At 55.6% G+C, this 18,485-nt stretch carries 18 protein-coding genes, 2 tRNA genes and 1 pseudogene; 12 read left to right on the top strand and 9 right to left on the bottom strand.

Going from position 1 to position 18,485, the window contains the following annotated elements:
- Nucleotides 1-35: 35 nt before the first annotated feature.
- The gene (locus tag ACYQ6M_RS12935; protein WP_206906376.1) at nt 36-563 is read right to left on the bottom strand and encodes a hypothetical protein; all 528 of its coding nucleotides are present in this window, start codon (nt 561-563) and stop codon (nt 36-38) included.
- Nucleotides 564-926: 363 nt separating this feature from the next.
- Between ACYQ6M_RS12935 and ACYQ6M_RS12940 the strand changes: the two genes are divergently transcribed.
- Both ACYQ6M_RS12940 and ACYQ6M_RS12945 read left to right on the top strand, forming a co-directional pair.
- Nucleotides 927-1,003, top strand: a tRNA-Pro gene (locus tag ACYQ6M_RS12940).
- A gap of 231 nt (nt 1,004-1,234) precedes the next feature.
- Nucleotides 1,235-1,945 carry a hypothetical protein gene (locus ACYQ6M_RS12945; RefSeq protein WP_055656487.1) on the top strand — a complete coding sequence of 237 codons (711 nt, stop codon included), beginning with the start codon at nt 1,235-1,237 and terminating at the stop codon, nt 1,943-1,945.
- Here ACYQ6M_RS12945 and ACYQ6M_RS12950 read toward each other — a convergent pair.
- Both ACYQ6M_RS12950 and ACYQ6M_RS12955 read right to left on the bottom strand, forming a co-directional pair.
- The gene (locus tag ACYQ6M_RS12950; RefSeq protein ID WP_460074226.1) at nt 1,917-2,423 is read right to left on the bottom strand and encodes a hypothetical protein; all 507 of its coding nucleotides are present in this window, start codon (nt 2,421-2,423) and stop codon (nt 1,917-1,919) included. The two genes, ACYQ6M_RS12945 and ACYQ6M_RS12950, sit on opposite strands and share 29 nt — an antisense overlap.
- Before the next feature lie 87 nt (nt 2,424-2,510).
- A complete protein-coding gene (locus tag ACYQ6M_RS12955; RefSeq protein ID WP_055654038.1) occupies nt 2,511-2,759 on the bottom strand; it encodes a hypothetical protein in 249 nt (82 codons plus the stop codon).
- A 348-nt stretch (nt 2,760-3,107) separates the two neighbouring features.
- Between ACYQ6M_RS12955 and ACYQ6M_RS12960 the strand changes: the two genes are divergently transcribed.
- Nucleotides 3,108-3,413, top strand: coding sequence for an ETC complex I subunit (locus ACYQ6M_RS12960; RefSeq protein ID WP_022998830.1), 306 nt, complete (start codon nt 3,108-3,110; stop codon nt 3,411-3,413).
- A 236-nt stretch (nt 3,414-3,649) separates the two neighbouring features.
- Nucleotides 3,650-3,726: transfer RNA gene (locus ACYQ6M_RS12965), tRNA-Arg, on the top strand.
- A 193-nt stretch (nt 3,727-3,919) separates the two neighbouring features.
- On the opposite strand, the gene ACYQ6M_RS12970 is transcribed toward ACYQ6M_RS12965, so the two are convergent.
- Complete coding sequence (locus ACYQ6M_RS12970) at nt 3,920-4,174, bottom strand: hypothetical protein (protein WP_022998829.1); 255 nt, start codon at nt 4,172-4,174, stop codon at nt 3,920-3,922.
- Between the two features lie 498 nt (nt 4,175-4,672).
- On the opposite strand from ACYQ6M_RS12970, the pseudogene ACYQ6M_RS12975 reads away from it, so the two are divergent.
- Nucleotides 4,673-5,014: pseudogene (locus tag ACYQ6M_RS12975) on the top strand (AfsR/SARP family transcriptional regulator); the annotation flags it as partial.
- A 1,330-nt stretch (nt 5,015-6,344) separates the two neighbouring features.
- Here the strand turns inward: ACYQ6M_RS12975 and ACYQ6M_RS12980 are convergent.
- Both ACYQ6M_RS12980 and ACYQ6M_RS12985 read right to left on the bottom strand, forming a co-directional pair.
- Nucleotides 6,345-6,626, bottom strand: coding sequence for a hypothetical protein (locus ACYQ6M_RS12980; RefSeq protein ID WP_460074227.1), 282 nt, complete (start codon nt 6,624-6,626; stop codon nt 6,345-6,347).
- A 189-nt stretch (nt 6,627-6,815) separates the two neighbouring features.
- Nucleotides 6,816-7,106: a hypothetical protein gene (locus ACYQ6M_RS12985; protein ID WP_460074228.1), complete on the bottom strand. Its 291-nt coding sequence runs from the start codon at nt 7,104-7,106 to the stop codon at nt 6,816-6,818.
- A gap of 284 nt (nt 7,107-7,390) precedes the next feature.
- On the opposite strand from ACYQ6M_RS12985, the gene ACYQ6M_RS12990 reads away from it, so the two are divergent.
- Nucleotides 7,391-8,764: a YcaO-like family protein gene (locus ACYQ6M_RS12990; protein WP_460074229.1), complete on the top strand. Its 1,374-nt coding sequence runs from the start codon at nt 7,391-7,393 to the stop codon at nt 8,762-8,764.
- A gap of 151 nt (nt 8,765-8,915) precedes the next feature.
- Here the strand turns inward: ACYQ6M_RS12990 and ACYQ6M_RS12995 are convergent, their stop codons facing one another.
- A complete protein-coding gene (locus ACYQ6M_RS12995) occupies nt 8,916-9,464 on the bottom strand; it encodes a CAP domain-containing protein (RefSeq protein WP_022998824.1) in 549 nt (182 codons plus the stop codon).
- Nucleotides 9,464-10,300 (bottom strand): phosphodiesterase, encoded by an 837-nt coding sequence (locus ACYQ6M_RS13000; RefSeq protein ID WP_460074231.1) that lies wholly within the window; start codon nt 10,298-10,300, stop codon nt 9,464-9,466. Before ACYQ6M_RS13000 ends, ACYQ6M_RS12995 begins: the two co-directional genes overlap by 1 nt.
- A 194-nt stretch (nt 10,301-10,494) precedes the next feature.
- Between ACYQ6M_RS13000 and ACYQ6M_RS13005 the strand changes: the two genes are divergently transcribed.
- From ACYQ6M_RS13005 to ACYQ6M_RS13020, 4 genes are all read left to right on the top strand, one after another.
- Nucleotides 10,495-12,312 (top strand): ArnT family glycosyltransferase, encoded by a 1,818-nt coding sequence (locus tag ACYQ6M_RS13005; protein ID WP_460074232.1) that lies wholly within the window; start codon nt 10,495-10,497, stop codon nt 12,310-12,312.
- Entirely contained in the window at nt 12,296-13,207 is a 912-nt protein-coding gene (locus tag ACYQ6M_RS13010; RefSeq protein WP_062488857.1) for a phosphatase PAP2 family protein, read from the top strand. The genes ACYQ6M_RS13005 and ACYQ6M_RS13010 overlap by 17 nt, the downstream gene beginning before the upstream one ends.
- Nucleotides 13,204-13,965, top strand: a complete 762-nt coding sequence (locus ACYQ6M_RS13015; RefSeq protein WP_460074233.1) for a glycosyltransferase family 2 protein — start codon at nt 13,204-13,206, stop codon at nt 13,963-13,965. Before ACYQ6M_RS13010 ends, ACYQ6M_RS13015 begins: the two co-directional genes overlap by 4 nt.
- A 64-nt stretch (nt 13,966-14,029) precedes the next feature.
- Nucleotides 14,030-14,344: a lipid-A-disaccharide synthase N-terminal domain-containing protein gene (locus ACYQ6M_RS13020; RefSeq protein WP_022998819.1), complete on the top strand. Its 315-nt coding sequence runs from the start codon at nt 14,030-14,032 to the stop codon at nt 14,342-14,344.
- 28 nt (nt 14,345-14,372) lie between these two features.
- Here the strand turns inward: ACYQ6M_RS13020 and metC are convergent, their stop codons facing one another.
- Nucleotides 14,373-15,551, bottom strand: coding sequence for a cystathionine beta-lyase (gene metC / locus ACYQ6M_RS13025; RefSeq protein ID WP_460074236.1), 1,179 nt, complete (start codon nt 15,549-15,551; stop codon nt 14,373-14,375).
- A 468-nt stretch (nt 15,552-16,019) separates the two neighbouring features.
- Here metC and ACYQ6M_RS13030 point away from each other — a divergent pair, with 468 nt between their 5' ends.
- Nucleotides 16,020-17,039: an amino acid ABC transporter substrate-binding protein gene (locus ACYQ6M_RS13030; protein ID WP_031268586.1), complete on the top strand. Its 1,020-nt coding sequence runs from the start codon at nt 16,020-16,022 to the stop codon at nt 17,037-17,039.
- Nucleotides 17,040-17,276: 237 nt separating this feature from the next.
- Complete coding sequence (locus ACYQ6M_RS13035) at nt 17,277-18,482, top strand: amino acid ABC transporter permease (protein ID WP_022998817.1); 1,206 nt, start codon at nt 17,277-17,279, stop codon at nt 18,480-18,482.
- Nucleotides 18,483-18,485 lie beyond the last annotated feature (3 nt).

Genomic DNA, 18,485 nt, shown 5'->3' on the forward strand with positions numbered 1-18,485 from the left:
ACCGAATTGCCCCTATTCCTGCCTGCCCGAAAATTCTAAAAACATGAATTATATGCGTTGACCGATGAGGCGGCCAGACTGGCGACCGACAGGACCAGCAGGACACCCGTTGGTGCAGACACGGCGGTGATTACCGCGGAAGCAGAAAGCTCCATCACCGCACCGATGCACTGAGCCTTCTTTTTGTCCCCGCCCGCAAAGGACACGATAATACCTGTCTTGTTGACGACTGTGGCACTGACAGCAACCATCGCGGCTCCTGGCGATAACCTGGTGACACTTGCTAGATTCGCTGTCTGCTGGAATTGGCTCAAAGCAAAGGATCCCGCGCGAACGGCATTCTTTGTCCGACGGTCGGCAGAGGAGTGTCCAACGGCCATATTGGCTACACCCGCTGCTGTATTCGCGATCGACAGCTTTTTTTGGAAGATTGACGAATCTTCTGCGACGGTGATCAGCAGGTCAAAGGTAGCTTGGTATGCTTGTGGATCCTGAAGTATTTTCTGGGACTCGGATCCACCGAAATCTTTTAATGCCTTTGTGAAGTCATCTTTGGTGATCATCTATTTCTTTTCCTGAAATCAATATCAAAAATTGTAATTTGGCTGATGGAAACGTTTTGGTATTTGATTCAATTGCTTGGATACTTTTCATGCGGGAGAATGCCGCCAGTAATCTGGTTGATCAAGCAAATATACTGAAGTTCAGTTTGCAATTTCAAAGACCGTGACGGCACGATGCCTTGGCCGTCGCGTTTACGAGGCTCGTTCACGGTCATCGGGCGTGCCGTTTTGCTTTTGTGTGCAAACTGAGAACAAAGTACGGGACATGTTTGTCAGGTTTTGCCCACAAAACTCGGATATTCTTGGTTTGTTCTAGCTTGACGATAGAGTCTGTGGCCTATAAATCCGAGCGCATTAACTGTTCGGGGTATAGCGCAGCCTGGTAGCGCATCTGGTTTGGGACCAGAGGGTCGCAAGTTCGAATCTTGCTGCCCCGACCATTCATTCTCCTGAAAATCGATGTGATGCGGTACGCGTGACCTGGGACTTTGCAATGCAAATCCATGCGCTTGCTGTGGTTCCGTGCCTAAAGGCCGGGATAACTAGGGCCAAGCTACGCAGGCGTCTTGTGCAACTTATCGCCGCATAACAGACTGGTCGGACGGGCGTTTCCAATGCCTGTGGGAGTGACGTCGCTTGCGACGGCATGCAGGCGGCGCCGGATGGGGCTGATGATACCGGATCCTGACGACCAGGCGACGCTGGATGTATCGGCGGCGATAGCCGTGCTGCAGTCCAGAATTGAAAAGGCCGGGCTTTCTCTGAAGGAAAGCGCGGATTTTGCGCTTTTCGAAAAGACCGTCCGGAGCACCGAAGACAAATACCTGATGGAAGATTTTTCACCGCGGTTTTTCGACCTGCACGGGACGACCGCGTTCTGGGTAGGGGCCGTCAACAGTCATGGTAACGTCGTGTCTGTGCAAGCTGCAAAGGTGGAAGACCTGAAAGACAGGAGCCTTGCCGAGCACTGGCATCAGCAACAACGCAGGATCTTTGTCGATCCAAACCCTCAGGTTCGCTTCGGGACAGAGCACGCGCATGACGCCTATTTCATGCGCGGGCGTATCGTTTATCACGGCAATCTCTGGCTGAGACGGGACATCCGGGGGCAGGGCCTTGCCGAGCCCTTGACCCAGTTGGGGTTTCTGCTCTCACTATTGAAGTGGTCGCCGGACTATCTCTATGGCCTGATGGCCGCAAAAAGCGCAGAAAAAGGCTTCGGCATCCGGGTCGGTTACCGCAGGTTCGTGCCACGCGGAACGCATTGGGAGATTGCGCCTGGACATATCAGGCCGGATGACTGGCTGGTCTATGCCACCAGAAGCGATCTACACGGCCTTGTAAAACTTATCCTCAGGACGTCCGCTGAAGATCCTGAATGACGCCCAGGTAGGCGCAGAAGCGAAGATCGGATTGCAACGAAGGTCGCACGGCGACGATCAACCGCTCGAACGCAACTTCATAGAGTTCGCCATTGACCTGAATTTTCGTGTGGGCGTAGCCGTAATAAGGCGTGCCTTCCAAAGCCTTGCGATAACCTTCCGCCGAAGCCTTCTCCAGGTCCGGATCAGGTGTGCGTAGACCGCAGACGGGTGTCGCTGGGCTTGCCCAGTCTTCGCCGAACAGGTGTCGCTGCCCACTTTCCTTACCGACATAGAAGATCGGAGGAGGAGCGTTTCCGGGCATCTTGTCCGAGCAAAGGCTCAAATGAGGCAGGAACGGTTTCAGGCATTGCTGGATCTGAACCGCATCGGTCGACATGATGCTGTCGTAGAACGCAGACACAGCCGGGTCGGCAAGCCCTTTTTCAATGGCCTGTGTGCCGAGTTCCGAAAAATGAGTATCAGGGCGTGTTAGCACGGTCCTCTCTCATGTTTTGATTTGTTCCATCCGGCAAAAATCGACCAGGGACATCACACATGTTTGGCCGTTTGCCAATAACCATTTCTACCGGTCGAAGGCTTTCAACAACAGCGACATGACATTCAGGAATTCGTCGCGTTTTTCCGGTGACAGATCGGTGGGGTCGGATACCGAATAGTCCAGCGTCAGGATCATGTCCCACATTTCAGTGAGATTGGCGTCGTCGATCGCCGCTTTCAGTTCGACCGGCGCAATTTTTTCCGGTGCTCTGGTGACCGGCCGAACATGTTCTGGAACATAGCCTTCCAGTCTTTTCAGAAATTCGTAATGCATGTCAAAGCCTTATCGTTTTGATCTTTGGATCGGCCCTTTCAGGCTGTCCGGCCCTGCGATTCTGTACTTTTTGAACCTGCACTGCGTTCCGAAAATCGGCGTCTTCCAGACAAGTTCACGTTAGGGTAGTTAATAGCATGAGTTGCGCCTCCATGTCATGTTACGTGAATGTCATAAATCGCCTCTCCACCAACACCGTTAATACATACTTGTGCTGTTAAATGAGTCGTCGCCGAACCGAAGATTGCGGGTTGCGGCCAATATCGGTGTTGACACCGGCGGCAAAGGCGGGAAAAAGCTGCTGTAAGGAATTGCATCTCACATATTCAGACTTGAGGGCACTGTCACATGGTTGCGCGTATCTACCGTCCGGCGAAAACCGCCATGCAGTCAGGCAAGGCGAAAACCCAGAGATGGGTGCTGGATTACGAGCCGGAGGTCGCCAAGTCCGTCGAACCTTTGATGGGTTACACGTCGTCTTCCGACATGAAGCAGCAAATCCGGCTCTATTTCGAGACTTCAGAAGAAGCTGTCGCATATGCGAAGCGCCATGGCATTCCGCACAGGGTTGAGAAAGCCCAGGAGCGCAAGGTGCGCGGGTCTGCCTATGCGGACAATTTCAAATTCAACCGGTCTGCGCCCTGGACCCACTGAACAAGAACGTTCGGCTCCTCTGACCTGTTCGGCAAGAGATCGGATTGTCTGTTGAAAGCGCCGATTTCGAATCGACACGAGCCGGGTTTTTGACGCATTAGGGCAGTGGAGGCGATCGCCGGATCGGGTTGCCTCCGGACGTTTGGTCTCGATCCAAGTTTGCATGAACGTCTGGCAGGCCTCAGAGATACTGCCTGATGGTCTCATCTGGGAACGGCTTGCGTTCCTGAGAAATTGGCTCCGTAGCTCAGCTGGATAGAGCACTCGCCTTCTAAGCGAATGGTCGCAGGTTCGAATCCTGCCGGAGTCGCCATCTCCTTCATTTTTTTGAAAAAAAACCTGAGCTTCGATGCCTCTGCCTTGCGTGGAAAGGCTTCCTGCCGTGCAGATGTCCCTAACTGGACGTTCAAGTGAAGTACTTGGAAAAAGCCTGCAAAAAACAAAAACCGCCGGCCCCTGCAATATAGGAGCACGGCGGTGTTTCTAGACCGCGATTCGCCTGAAGGTCAGAGCGTCTCGGACTTTCCCGATTCCACCTTCTGGCCAACCATGAGCGGCGTGATCTTTGTTTTCAGGATCATGTCCACGTCCTCGGAACCATCTTCCAGGGACTGAAGAGCCATATCCAGGAAATAGGAACAGAACGTACGGCCGTCCTTGTCCGATTCTTTTTTCGTGTAGCGGATCATGCGCTTGATCGCCTCGATTGCAGGCTCCTGCTCGAGTTCAGTGCGGTCCGATTTGCTAACGGTCTTAGACATTTTACTACCCACCAGTATTTGATTTGCCGATTGCAGCGTCGCTGCTGTGACCATCCGATTAAAGCATGCTGTTGCAGCGTGAAATGAGCGTGATAAGGTGCTGTTGTGTTTCAGGTTGCGTGATATTCGCGGTTGCGCGAAGGCGACGGCTGAAGCGTGCATTTCAATTACGGGGAATTGATGGCAATCGCGTCCTGCTTTGCATGCCTTGGGCGGCCTTTGCTCCTTGATAGCGACCAGGAACCTGTGGCGGTCAAGACCCGCAAGGCTCTGGCGATCATGGGCTATCTGAGCCGCATGAGCGGTATGGCGTCGCCCCGGGAAGCACTGGCGGATTTGCTTTGGAGCGGGACAGACCGCCACAAGGCAATGCAATCCTTGCGTCAGGCATTGCGCCAGTTGAAGAGCGCCGAGGAAACGGCCGGCATCGATGTAGTGCGCTCAGCGCCAGGTCACATTCAACTCGACCCATCGGCGTTTGCGTCTGATCTCATGGCCATGAATACGCTTCTGGAACGTGGGCAGGCAGCTGATTTCCGCAAGGCGGGGGAACTGTGGCGCGGCGAGTTCCTGACCGGCTACGACGATATCGATTCTGAATTTTCCGAGTGGCTGACGGTCGAGCGTGAACGGGTGCGCTCAGAACTCATCAGCGCCGCCTTCAAGCATCTGAACAGGATATCCACGGAAGACGGGGGTGTGCAGGCAGAGGCCGGGGCGCGTTTTGTCCTGAAACTCGATCCCGCGTTTGAAGCGGCCCATCGCGTTCTTATTCGTCTCTACATGAAGCTGGGACAGCGAGAACGTGCCGAACAGCAATTCCGGTCATGCGAACGGGAAATGCACCTTCATCTGGACGCTGAGCCTGATGACGAGACTCGGAAACTGCTTAGCGAGGTCGAGGTTGAGGCTACTGGGGAAGAGCTCTTCAAGCGCCAGGAAGCATTAGGTCCAATCGGGGGAGGACTTTCAAACAGCGACGAAGTTGTAAGGCTGCCTGAAATTTCGATTGTATCTTCATCGCTCCTGAAGAAAGGACTGAGCGACGCAGTTCACCTCAGAGAAGAAATCGTGTCAGGCCTATCGTCCTTTAGATCATTCGATTTATTTGAATCCGAATATTTCGGCGACGAGAATACCCCGAAGCCAACCCTTGTCGAAGGTCATGAATTGGGGGCTTATCTGCTTCGGTTCAGGCATGACGAACGTTCTGGAAAAATTGTTGTACAATTCGAAGATCGTACAAACGGGCAGATTGTCTTTAATGAGATTGTTGACCTGACGCTTTGGGAAGGCATCGTCCCTGCAGCTAGTCAGATTGTCGGTCGAATTCATGGTCACGCTACAGGTCGCTTGAGGAACCCTGCCAATACGTCGGCATTCGCGCGTTGGTGTCAGGCCGAGGCTCTACTTTGGGATTTTACGCCGCAATCCGATGAAAAAGCTATGCGTCTGCTGAACGAGCTGGAGCAGACGAATAAAACCTTCTCCATGATTTATGCCGGGAAGGCATCAATAATCATGAAGCAAGAGTTGCATTATCCCCTTAATGACAGAACGTCTTCAGAGGGAATGAGCAGTCTGCTTGATATGGCAGAGCGTGCAATCGTACTGGATCCTTGGCAAGCTGTGAATCAGCGAGTTTACGGCTGGTCCTTAATTCTTTCCAATATGCCTGAAGAAGCAAAACGCGCCTTCCAAAACGCGGGTCGCCTCAGCTCTTCCGATCCCGCTAACCTCATGTCGGTGGCAGAAGGACTTGCACTTTCGGGAGATGTCAACGAAGCCCGCGAAACGGCCGAGCGCGCGTTCCGCTTGTTCTCTTTCGTACCCAGGGTGTTCTACGAATACCTTGCAAATATCTTTTTTGCTGCTGAGGACTACGAAAACGCCATCGTTCAAATTGAACGGGGTACGGGAAGCAGTCTTGGTTGCCTGACGACACGCGTAGCAGCACTTGTTTGCTCAGGAAGAGAAGGTGAGGCAATCAATATTCTGGAGAGCTTCAACGAGAAACGAAATCATTTCTTGTTGCCTAACGATAACCTTAATGTTCAACCTGAGCAGTGGCGCCAGCGCATCAATTTTTTCCAGGATGCGCGTGTTCGGGCAAATTTTGATCGGGGCGCTCAGTTGGTCCAAAGGGTGTTGTTCAACAAGCCAGATTAACCTAGCTCAAGAGTTTCGCAACACTAGTGACATATGAGACATCCGCAGAGGACAGCTTAGCTGGATTGAGTTTGAACGGCAGAACACGAGCTTTGTAGCAATCACGCTCGTCAACAACCTTGAAGTCGATCAATTCTGTTGTTTGGGTAGGCAATCCGAGTTCTGCCAGCACAGATCGGGGGTCGCTTTTTAGCTTTTCTGCAAAATCTGGATTTAAATTCGCCTTAGCCAAAAGGCGTCCTAGGTCTGCTGTGTTTCTCCTGTAATATGGAAATCTCGCCATGGCTTTCCACCTTCCTGTCAATTCAGAATAGTCCAACTCAAAGATCTATTGAGGTGTTCGCAAACCATCCAACAACCGACCATAATTGTCTGAAGGGAATGGAAGTGTGTCTGCGGCGGATCTGGCAATGCCAAATGAAACGCCGCACGACGATTTTGTCGGGTTTGGGAACGTGTCGCCCAGAAAAAGTTATTCCGGCAGGTCGTCGTAAAAGCATGTCCCGAGCGCAGCTTTACCGAGTTCTTCGAAATAGCTTTCATCGCCAGCTGCAACGCGTTCAGCGTCGATTTGTGCAGGAATCACGAGATGGACGAGGTCAGCAGTGTCGGCGAAGATTGCGGCATCGGAGTCGATGCCAACTTCAGCCAGGACTTCAGCCGGGTTGGCAACCAGCCGCTCACGTGCTGTGGTGTTCTGAATGATCGCGCCAAGTTTCGCGCCAATTTCCAGTTCAGTCCGGGAAGTTGTGTCAGCGTGCATTATGAGCCTCCGATAGGTTGAGTTGCAATGTGTCCTGCCTGGTGGTGGGATGGTCACCTGGCTTTTTGAAATTCGGTCAAACTTTAGTAAATAGTTATGTATTGAGATTGTTTACTACTGATCGACTGCTTTCGAATATAATGTAGAACGAGGGAATGAACTCGCTCAATGGCAGTTTTGTTAATCTACGTTGTGTGCAATTGCAGGGTGAGGCGAAGTAAATTGCCATATCAAAACATAAGCAGCCGTCCCGCATCCTCACTGTTGGCGGCGGTGTCTCTTCTATGATCGTTGAAAGTGGATTTGCGGACGACGTACTTGCGGACCTGTCGCGTTTGGGCCTGATAGCGGTGGAGCCGGGCGTTGAGGGAGATCGTGTGCGCTTGCTGGAGCCGGACCTTCGTCTTTTCCTGAAGCTGCTTTCGTCATTCTCCCCAAGACTGGTCCCGATGACACGCCCCGGATGCCCGGTGCATTTTTGCACCGGGTTGCTCAAGTCGCCTGAAACTGATGCAAAAGAAGTACCAGCTGTGGGGGCACCAATTCCTGCCGGTGGACAGGGGGATATCGCATCAATTGCAGCTATTAGTTGTATTGGAGAGCTTTCCGAAAGGCTAACCCTTTGTAGTATCGGGATTAGTGACAATAGGGTGTTCGCTTACGACAAAAAACAACCGCAGGTAGATTTTGGTCGATTGCTTGGATTGAGTGAAGCCCAGGCAAGTGTCGCTCTCGGCAGGCTCCGTCTCGGGCGGGATCTTTCACGCGTCAACTCTTCAGACTGGTCATCTCTTTCAGACAGGCGTGTCCGGTTGCGGAATCTGCAGACTGATGAAGAGGCGCAGTGCCTTAGTTTGGGAATTTTGTTTAACGAAGCCGATGAGGCTACGGGCTTACGTTTGCCCTTTGCTTCGAGCGTAGGATGCGCTGTCTGGCATGACCTTGAGGGAGCGCGCGCGCGCGCGCTTCTTGAGCTTGTAGAGCGTGATGCAGTTGCGCAGGCCTGGTACAACCGCCTGGGGATAACTTCTCTACCTGAAGGCTATGTGAGGGAAATGCTCCCTCCTGATCTGGTCCAATATCTCGATGACCAGCCGCGGGAATGGGAGCTCTTGCACGTCGACACGGACCTGCCGGTCCAGGTGGTGATTTGTGTCTCTCATGACGTTTACGGCCGGGGGAGTGCGTTTGGATCATCCGCCGGTTGGGACACCGCACAGGCCTGCACCAGTGCAATTCAGGAAATGTTGCAATCGGAAAACGCGCTCTCTCTGATGGACAAATCCTATCCCGCCAGTCACGGCACAAAAGAAGCGCTGAGGTCTCTACCCAGGCAGCTGGCGTATGCCAGAGAGCGCGTGATTTTCGAAGATCTGCCGTTGCAGGGTGCGGTTGCCACGCGTCCTGAGGTTCTGGAGAAGACCTCAACTTTTGAAAGCCTGCTTCAGGGCTGTTTCGACCGCGAGATCAGCCTTTGGGAGTTTGATGCGACCCGCCAAGACCTTGCAATTCCCTGCATCAAGCTGTTGTCCCCCGAGCTTTGCAGTTGGGAGCCAAGGTTCGGCAAAAAAAGGTTGTTCGACGGGGTTGTAGAGCGTGGTTTGCGAGACATTCCTGCGTCCGAAGCCGAATTTGCCGCCCGACCATTTCCCTTTTGAACGATTGACAGGCTGATGCGCCGGCCTTAATAAAATATGAGCCGTGCATTCATGTTTTGTTTGCGAGGCGTCCGGATGACAACTGGGTCATTCGATCTCTGGAAGAAGCCTTTTGGCGGAGCTTGGCTCCGCCCTTTTTCCAGGTGCCTTGTTATCGGACGGTCGGTCGGCCGTCCGCATAGGGGCGGGACAGTGTCATCACCCAGAAATTGCGCCATTTGCCATTGTTGCGGTTTGTTCTGGCAATACCTACCCGTGTCACGTAGGGGTTGAGAAGGTTCTTGTTGTGGCCTTCTGAGCCTTGCCAGCCACGGAAGGCTGCTGCCAGATCAGCGTATCCCGCACCCAGGTTTTCCGCGCCTGCGTAATTTGCGTATCCTGCCTTGTCGAGCCGTTGTGACAGACCGAAGGCACTGTGAGCCCAGGTGTCCATACTGTCGCGCTCGGCGATATGGCGTGCCATCTTTTGGGAAACGACATCCAGTTCCGGGTCGTGGCGCAAAGCGGGCAAGCCTTTTTGTTGCCGGTAGGCGTTTATCATCGACAGCATCTGCGCCTTGTCGACCGGCTGGTCTGTCAGCACTGTCTTGTCTTCAAGGTCGCTTTTTCCCGGCAAGGCGCCGCAGGCGCTGAGGGAGGCCGCGAAAAGGCCAAGCAGCAACAGCGCCAAGAAGCGTTTGGGCAGGGCGATTACGGACATCAGGTTTCATCTCCCGGCCAGACGACGCCTTCGTCGGCGAAGAAATGGTACGGGCCAGGATACGCTTCCACGTAGGCCATATGTGACACCACTCCGGTTTTCAGCGAATGATAGTGGAGAAAATAGGCTGCGGGTTCGAAGTTGAACATGGCAGGGCCGTCTTCCGTCAGGTCGAGGACGACCTGGTGACCGGTGCTGGGAGCAAGCGTCATCACCTTTCCGGCAAAGCTCGCGATGATAGGACGGTGAAGATGACCACACAGGAAGCGCGCAACATGCCGGTGTGGCGAAACAACTTCTGCAAGCGCATCGGCATCCACAAGTCCGATGTCGTCCATGTGTCGGATCCCGGAAAGTGCAGGCGGGTGGTGGAGGGCGATCAGCGTTGTCTTGGCGCTTTCGCGCAGCCGGCTGTCGAGCCAGTCAAGCTGTGCCTGACCGAGCCGACCACGCGGATCACCCGGAATATGAGTGTCCAGCGCAATCAGGCGGATATCGCCGATGTCCGCCGTATAGCAGATCTTGTCTTCAAGGCTGCCTGAAAGACCCGGAAAGCTGCCGAGCTCGCGGCGCATGACTTCTGTGCCGTCGTGGTTCCCGGGCACAAGATAGACAGGCATGTCGACGCGCGAGAGGATGGAGCGGGCGAGCGCGTATTCCCTTGGATCGTTTCTGTCGGTTATATCGCCGGTTATAACGAGAGCATCAGGTTTCGGCGTGAGACTCTGCAGCGACTTGATCGCGCGCTCGGCGAGCATATTGGTGTCCGAAACGCGATAGCAGGGCAAACCTCGCGGACGCAAATGCAGGTCCGTCATATGAGCAATCAATGTCATGGAAAACCTTGTGACTCGTCAGGTGGATCATCTGCCCGGACGATAACCGTGCGTTCGAAGAGGGCAAGCACTAGTTTCCCTTTTTGAAAAGCTCATGTAGGAGAAGCGTTCAGAAACGGGCGGTCTGGGGCGACCGCCCAGACGCAGGACACCGGGCGCAGGACACCGGACGCAGGAACTGGACAAGAAAGTTGATGTCGGACACGCGCGACGATCAGAAGCCCGAGGCGGCAGGCAAGGCAACCGAGAAATCCGACCGCAAGGACAACGTGGACAGACCGTCGGCTGCCCCGGTTCGAAAACCGGTCTGGTTGCATATCTTCGGCCACGACATCACTGCCCCGTTCCTTCTGTTGCTCCTGTCGCTTGCCTTGTTCGTACCAGGTCAATGGACGGTACCTCCCCTGGACAGGGACGAACCGCGCTTTACCCAGGCAACCAAGCAGATGCTGGAAACGAACGATTACATCGACATTCGTTTTCAGGATCAGGCACGACACAAAAAGCCAGTCGGGATCTATTGGCTTCAGGCAGCTGCCGTAAAGCTGACAGGGCAGGGGGCGGACGCTCCGCTTTGGGCTTATCGACTGCCTTCCGTCATAGCCTCGATAATCAGCGTTCTGGCAACCTTCTGGCTTGCACGGGCATTCATGGGGCCTGCCGGTGCGCTGTTGGCGGCAGGTTTCGTGGCGCTGGCGATCATTGTCGGCGTCGAGGCGCGACTGGCAAAAACTGATGCCGCGCTGTTTGCAATGATCATAATAGCGCAAGGTGCCCTGGCGCGGATCTGGTTGAAGGATCCGGACAAACGGCTATGGGGTCTTGGGTTCCTGTTCTGGACTGCACTTGCGGGCAGTGTCCTCATCAAGGGGCCGGTTGGACCCATGGTGATTGGCCTTACGGTTGTTGGCCTCATGGCCATGAAACGGAAAGCTGCATGGTTCAAGGGAACGGCGCCAATCGCGGGTCTGCTGTGGTTCGTGCTGCTCGTCTCGCCCTGGTTTGTGGCAATCTGGATCGCGACGGACGGAACGTTCTTCACTGAAGCCATCGGCAAGGACCTCCTTGGCAAGGTCGGGCAGGGTCAGGAAGGTCATGGAGCACCCCCGCTTACCCATCTCGGGGCGATGTTCGGCATATTCTGGCCTTTGCCTGCATTCTTCCTGATTGCCTTGCCGCTCATCTGGCATGAACGAAAAAGTCCGCTGGTGACGTTTGCCGTTGCCTGGTTCGTCCCAAGCTGGATCGTGTTCGAACTGGTTGCAACGAAGCTTCCGCATTACACAATGCCGCTGCTGCCTGCGCTCGCGCTACCTGTTGCTGCTGCGCTGATGGAGGGGGCTGGCGCCACGACGAGAACGTGGCTGCGTTGGGTAGCGGCAGTGTTGCTGGCGGTGCCTGCGTTGGGGTTGGCCGTCGCCGCGTTTGCCGGTCCTTTTGCCCTGGGTGTCTGGCCGTCACCTCCCGGAGCCGTTCTGCTTGCAGTGGGAGCTGTTTTTGCGATTGCGGCAGCATCCCGGGTTCTGCGAGGACCGGCACTCTATGCTTTCCCCGCCATCTGTCTGACCGCGATCTGCGTCAGCATCGGGTTTTGGGGCTTTGTCGGCCCAGCTCTTACGCCGATCTGGGTCAGTCCGCGCCTTGTCGCGGCCATGGACGAAATCCCCGGTTGCGCAGACAAGTCGAACCGTCTGGTCGTGACCACCGGTTTTCACGAACCAAGTTTCATATTCCTGGAAGGCACGACGACAAAGATCGTTTCGGCGCAGGATGCCGCCGCCTTTCTTGCTGCCGATGAAGCCGCGAATCCAGCTACCTGCCGTATCGCGGCAATAGAAAACCGGGAAGAAGCCGCGTTTTTGGCCGCCGCAAAGGAGATTGGTCTTGTGCCGGAGGCTGTAAAAAGGGTAGACGGCCTCAATATCAATGGCGGGGACGATGTCGATATCGGGCTTTATGAGAAGTCCGTGCCGACGACGGTTTCAGAAGACGGCAATGAGCAACAGCAGTAAATTTGTCTGGCATGTTCTGGCGCGCATGCGCGGGAATTCTCGGCGGGCTGCAATACTGTTTTCCGGTCGCAGGGAACGTGCGCGCCACAATAGGGATCCGCTTCCGCCCGGGCAGCGGCCGCAGGATATCCTTGCAGTCCTCTTGTTGACGGTTGGCATTGCAGTCGTTGCGTTCGATGTTCCGACCTATCCGTGGTTGCGCTCCCTCCCGGGCGAATACCGGGCCGCCTTCCGAACCTTTACCGATATCGGCAAGGCTGACTGGATCCTCGTTTCTACCGGTCTATGCTGCTTGTTTCTGCTGGCGCTGGATGCCGGGCGCTACGCATTCCGCCTGCGCATGGCAATCGGCGCAGTGTTCACTTATGCGGCCTTCATCTTTTATTCAGTCGCCGCGACGGGGCTTCTGGCCATTGCATTCAAGTGGTCGCTCGGCCGGGCGCGTCCCAAGCTTTATGAGGAAGTTGGTCCGGTCCGCTTCGACTTTTTGGCCTTCGACGGCACCTTCACCAGTTTCCCCTCTGGTCACTCGACCACTGTCGCTGCGCTTGCAACTGCGCTGGCCTTTATTTTCCCGGCCTACCGGTGGCTGATCATTGTTGCGGGCTTCTGGCTTGCGTTCAGCCGCGTCATGGTCGGGGCGCATTACCCCAGCGACGTCATCGCAGGCACGCTATTGGGGATGACGTTCACCTTTTTCACGGTTCGTGCCATGGCCCGGCGGCGGATCGGCTTTCACCTGTCTTCCTCCGGAAAGATTGTACCCAACATGAATGTCCTGTCTGCCAAGGCCTGTGTGCGGGCTGTCTGGCAGGTTCTGCGCGGCCAGCGAGGCGCTGACCGTGTGGAAGCCGAGGCCCCTGCGGCAGACACGACAGAACGGACAAGCGCATGACAAAAAGCTATCTGGAAGCTGTTGCGGCCAGCAAGGGCGCGCTCGCCGTCACGGTCGTGGTTCCCGCGAAGGACGAAGCGGAAAACCTGCCCATCCTGCTGGATGAAATCGAGGCAGCATTGCAGGGCAGGCGTTTCGAGGTCATCGTCATCGACGATGGCTCGTCCGACGGTACGGATATCGTGTTGCAGGATTACGCGGCAACCCATGACTGGCTGCGGCCGGTCAGGCACGAGAAGTCCTGTGGCCAGAGCTGCGCGGTGCGTACTGGTCTTTTGAATGCGAGGGGCGACGTCGTCGCGACCATAGACGGCGATGGCGAAAACAACCCCGCCTATATTCCGGCGCTTCTGGACGCTCTCGACGCTGCCGGCCCGGCAGTTGCTCTTGCCGCCGGGCAAAGGCTTGGCCGCAAGGCCAGCCTGGCCAAGCGCTATGCGTCGAAGTTTGCCAACAAGCTGCGCGGCGCGATCCTGCGGGATAACACTCGCGACAGCGGTTGCGGCCTGAAGGCCCTGCGCCGGGAAGTGTTCCTGCAACTGCCGTACTTCGACAGTTGGCACCGGTTCTTGCCCGCACTCGTTATCCGCGAGGGTTACGGTGTCACCCATATCGACGTTCAGGACCGGCAGCGGCGCCATGGAACGTCTAAATACGGGATCTTTGACAGGGCGCTGGTCGGTGTGCTGGATCTGTTCGGAGTGTGGTGGCTGCGCCGCCGCCGTAAAAAAATTCCGGATGTTCGGCCACTGACCTGATTAATGCCCCAATCCGGGTGGAGAAGCCCGCCGACCTTTCAAAAACACTGACTGGACCTGAGACATGAGCGCTCTATACGAATGGATCCATGCGGTTTTCATCGCGCAATTGGACTTCTGGATCATTCTGGGTTTCTTCGCCCAGGCCATGTTCATGATGCGCTTCGTCATTCAATGGATCGCATCCGAGCGCGTCGGCCGCTCAATCGTGCCGGTCGCTTTCTGGTTCTTTTCCGTTGCGGGTGGGTCGCTGCTGCTGATCTATGCCATTCAACGACAGGATCCGGTCTTCATCGCCGGTCAGGGACTGGGTCTGCTAATCTATTTCCGGAACCTGTGGCTGATCTTCAAGGAAAAGCGGAACGACCCTACGATCTGAGCCGTTCCGCCCTTCGCTCGACAGTCTGTCAGCCGAATGCCTTCGTCAATGCCTGATCCAGATCGGCAATCAGATCTTCCGGGTCTTCCAGGCCGATGTGGAGGCGAACCGACTGGCGATCCAGGTTTACCGTGGTTGCCGTGCGGCTGCCCTTGAGGCGAACCGGAATGGCAAGGCTTTCAAAACCACCCCACGAATAGCCAAGACCATAAAGCGTGAGCGCATCCAGGAAGGCGTAGGCCTGTTCCTGTGTCGTGCTTTCACTGAAGTCGAAGGCGCACAGGCCTGAGGCTCCCGAAAAATCTCGTTTCCAGAGAGCATGACCAGGATCCGATTCAAGGCCCGGATAGCGGATGCGATCGATGTTGGGCTGGTCCTTAAGCCAGCCAAGCACGGCCAGCGTGTTGCGCTGGTGCCGTTCAAGGCGCACGGACAGAGTTCTGAGACCCCGCAGGCCGAGGTAGATGTCATCCGGCGCGACGTGACACCCCATGGCACCGCAGAACGCATCCAGTTTTGCCCAGGCGCGTTCGCTGGCAGCGACCGTACCGAGCATGGCGTCGGAGTGTCCGACAAGATATTTGGTGCCCGCCTGGATCGACAGATCGACCCCCATGGATAGTGGCTGGCAGTAAACCGGGCTCGCCCAGGTATTGTCCATCAGAACGGTTGCGCCGATGGCACGGGCCTCGGCGGCAATCGCCGGAACATCCTGCATCTCGAAAGTGAGGGAGCCGGGTGCTTCGGTGAACACGGCTGTCGTGTTTTCCTGGAACAGCGTCTTGATGTCGGCGCCGATCTTCGGATCGTAGAAGGTCACGGAAACCCCGATGCCTGGCAGAACAGTGTCGGCGAAATGGCGGGTCGGTCCGTAAGCCGTATCGACAATCAGGATGTGGTCACCGGATTTCACGCAGGACAGGATGGCCAATGCAATGGCATTCAAACCCGAATTCGCGATCTTGACCCCGGCTGCCCCTTCGATCTCCTTCATGGCATCTTCAAGGGAGTTCGTGGTCGGGTTGCCTCTACGGGCGTAGGAATAGGTCTGGGCACCCGTCACCATGGTTTTGGTGTCGGGGTAGAGAACAGTCGAAGCATGCACGACAGGCGGATTGACGAAACCGTGAAATGCAAGCGGGTCACGCCCAGCATGCGCCAGTTTGGTATCCTGCCTCAACGGCGGCTTGGAATTGGTGGAAGACATGAAGGCTCTTGGGTGTGTGTTTTGCGAGAGGCGGCGCGACATTGAACTGCCGAGCGCCGAGCGCTCACTTTAGTCATTCGCGTCATGGTCGCAACCGCCATTTCACGTGTTGTGCGCGGGTCTTTGTGTGGAGAATTTTTCGATTAGCGTTAACCTTCGCAAGGTCTCCGCTAAATGCATTGAACCCTTTTTAGGCATTGAATGAATTCGATTTAGACATGTTCGCTGTTTGTGCATCCAACCTGATGGCAAATGGCGGATAGCTCGAGAAATTTGACGAGATATCTGCAGCAAGTACTTGACCCGAACAGCTAAATGCCATCGTATGGAACCGTTGGGTGGGACGAAAGATATCTGGAGGAAGCAGCCGTCAAGGCTGGCATCCGTCCGGTTACAAGAGACGGAGAAGATGTCTTTCGAACAAACCCGGCATAATAAAAGTGGGTAACAAATAAAGGCTGCATATCCATGTCCAATAAATTCCTTCCGCTCGTAATCGGCGCTGCTATGGGAGTCGCCGCGACGACGGCTGCTGGTGCAACGACGCTGGAAGACGTCAAGGCAAAGGGCTTCATTCAGTGTGGTGTGAGCCAGGGTCTGCCGGGTTTCTCGAACCCGGATGCTCAGGGGAACTGGACCGGTATCGACGTTGACTACTGCCGCGCTATGGCTGCAGCAGTGTTCGGCGATGCGTCCGCTGTGAAATACACTCCGCTGTCCGCAAAAGAGCGTTTCACCGCGCTTCAGTCCGGCGAAGTTGATGTTCTGTCCCGTAACACCACCTGGACCATGTCCCGCGACACCCAGCTGGGTCTGAACTTTGCTGGTGTGAACTACTATGACGGTCAGGGCTTCATGGTTCGCAAGGACCTGGGCGTGACTTCCGCACTGGAACTGTCCGGCGCTTCGGTCTGCACCAACACCGGTACGACCACTGAGCTTAACGTTGCCGACTACTTCCGCGCCAACAACATGCCGTACGAAATCGTCGCCTTCGAAAAGGCCGACGAAGTTGTGGCTGCATACGACGCCGGCCGTTGCGACGTTTACACCACTGACGCATCCGGCCTGTACGCACAGCGCCTGAAGCTGACCAACCCGGGCGACCACATGGTCCTGCCGGAAATCATCTCCAAGGAGCCTCTGGGTCCGGTTGTCCGTCAGGGCGACGATGAGTGGTTCAACATTGCAAAGTGGACGCTGAACGCGATGCTCAACGCAGAAGAGCTCGGCGTGACCTCTGAAAACGTTGACGAGATGAAGTCTTCCGACAACCCGTCCATCAAGCGTCTTCTGGGCGTTGAGGGCGCATTTGGTGAAGCTATCGGCCTGCCGAACGACTGGGCTTATGCGATCATCAAAAACGTCGGTAACTACGAAGAGTCCTTCAACGCCAACGTTGGTCCGGACACTCCGCTCGGCATCTCCCGTGGCGTAAACGCTCTGTGGAACGACGGCGGCTTCATGTACGCACCGCCGGTCCGCTAATCCTCTTCTTTGATTGAGGATTGAAGGGGTTCCGGCGGTTGTTCTGCCGGAACCCTCAATAAATTCCACGCAATAAAAACCGGACAACATACCCGGCAACCGCGTGGGGGAACAGACTGCTTCCGTCGATAGGGGAGTGCCGACGAAGTTCGGCCAGGGAAGCAGGTCAGACACGATTGAGGAGAGGCTGCGTGCCGGGCTCTTTCGTGAAAACTTGGGCGAGGTTCTATGTCAGTAATGGAGCAGGACTCGGCGGGGGCGCCGGCGCGTGCTTCGCTGTTGAACGATCCCAAAGCGCGCGGCATCTTTTACCAGCTGCTGCTGGTCGTCGCGCTGGTGACTTTGGGATATGTCATCGTTTCGAACACGATAGCCAACCTGGAGAGGCAGAACATCGCCTCCGGTTGGAGCTTTCTAGAAAATACAGCCGGGTTTGGAACCAACCAGTCACTGGTTTCCTACTCTGAGACATCAAGTTACGGAAGAGCGATCTATGTCGGCTTCCTGAACACTCTGCTTGTGGCGGGCGTAGGTATCTTTTTCGCCACGATCTTTGGGTTCATCATCGGTATCGCCCGCTTGTCGAACAACTGGGTCATCAGCCGTCTGGCGTATTGCTACGTCGAGCTGGTCCGTAATATCCCGCTGCTGCTGCAGATCTTTTTCTGGTACTTCGCGGTGCTGCGATCGATCCCCGGCAAGCGTGAAAAATGGTCGTTGTTCGACACATTCCACCTGAATATTGGCGGTCTTCGGCTTCCCAAACCCATCATGGGGACTGGATCGGAATGGATCGGCTATGCGTTCCTGATCGGGATAGCAGCAGCGTTCCTCGTGGCACGTTGGGCGCGCAAGCGTCAGGAGGCCACAGGGCAACCGTTCCCGTCATTCCTGACGGGGGTCGGATTTATTATTGGCCTGCCTTTGCTGACGTACTTTGCAACCGGCATGCCGATCACTCTTGAACATCCGAACTTCGTCGAAACCGGGCCAATCCTGCGTCAGGGGTTCGAACTCAATGTCGGGCTCAATATTATTCCTGAGTTCCTGGCTCTTACCGCAGCCCTGGCAATCTATACCGCATCGTTCATCGCAGAGATCGTACGTGCCGGTATTCAGGCGGTGAGCCATGGTCAGACCGAAGCAGCGCATGCTCTTGGCCTGAGGAACGGACCGACGTTGAGACTGGTGGTCATTCCCCAAGCGATGCGCGTGATCATTCCGCCGCTGACGAGTCAGTACCTGAACCTTACCAAGAATTCTTCACTGGCAGTTGCCATTGCCTATCCGGACCTCGTCTCGATGGGTGGAACGGTGCTCAACCAGACCGGCCAGGCGATTGAAATCATCGGTATCTGGATGGTTGTCTATCTGTCGCTCAGCCTCATCACATCGGCCTTCATGAACTGGTACAACCAGCGCATGGCGCTCGTGGAACGGTAAGGA

This window comes from Roseibium sp. ROS1 (genome assembly GCF_054658215.1).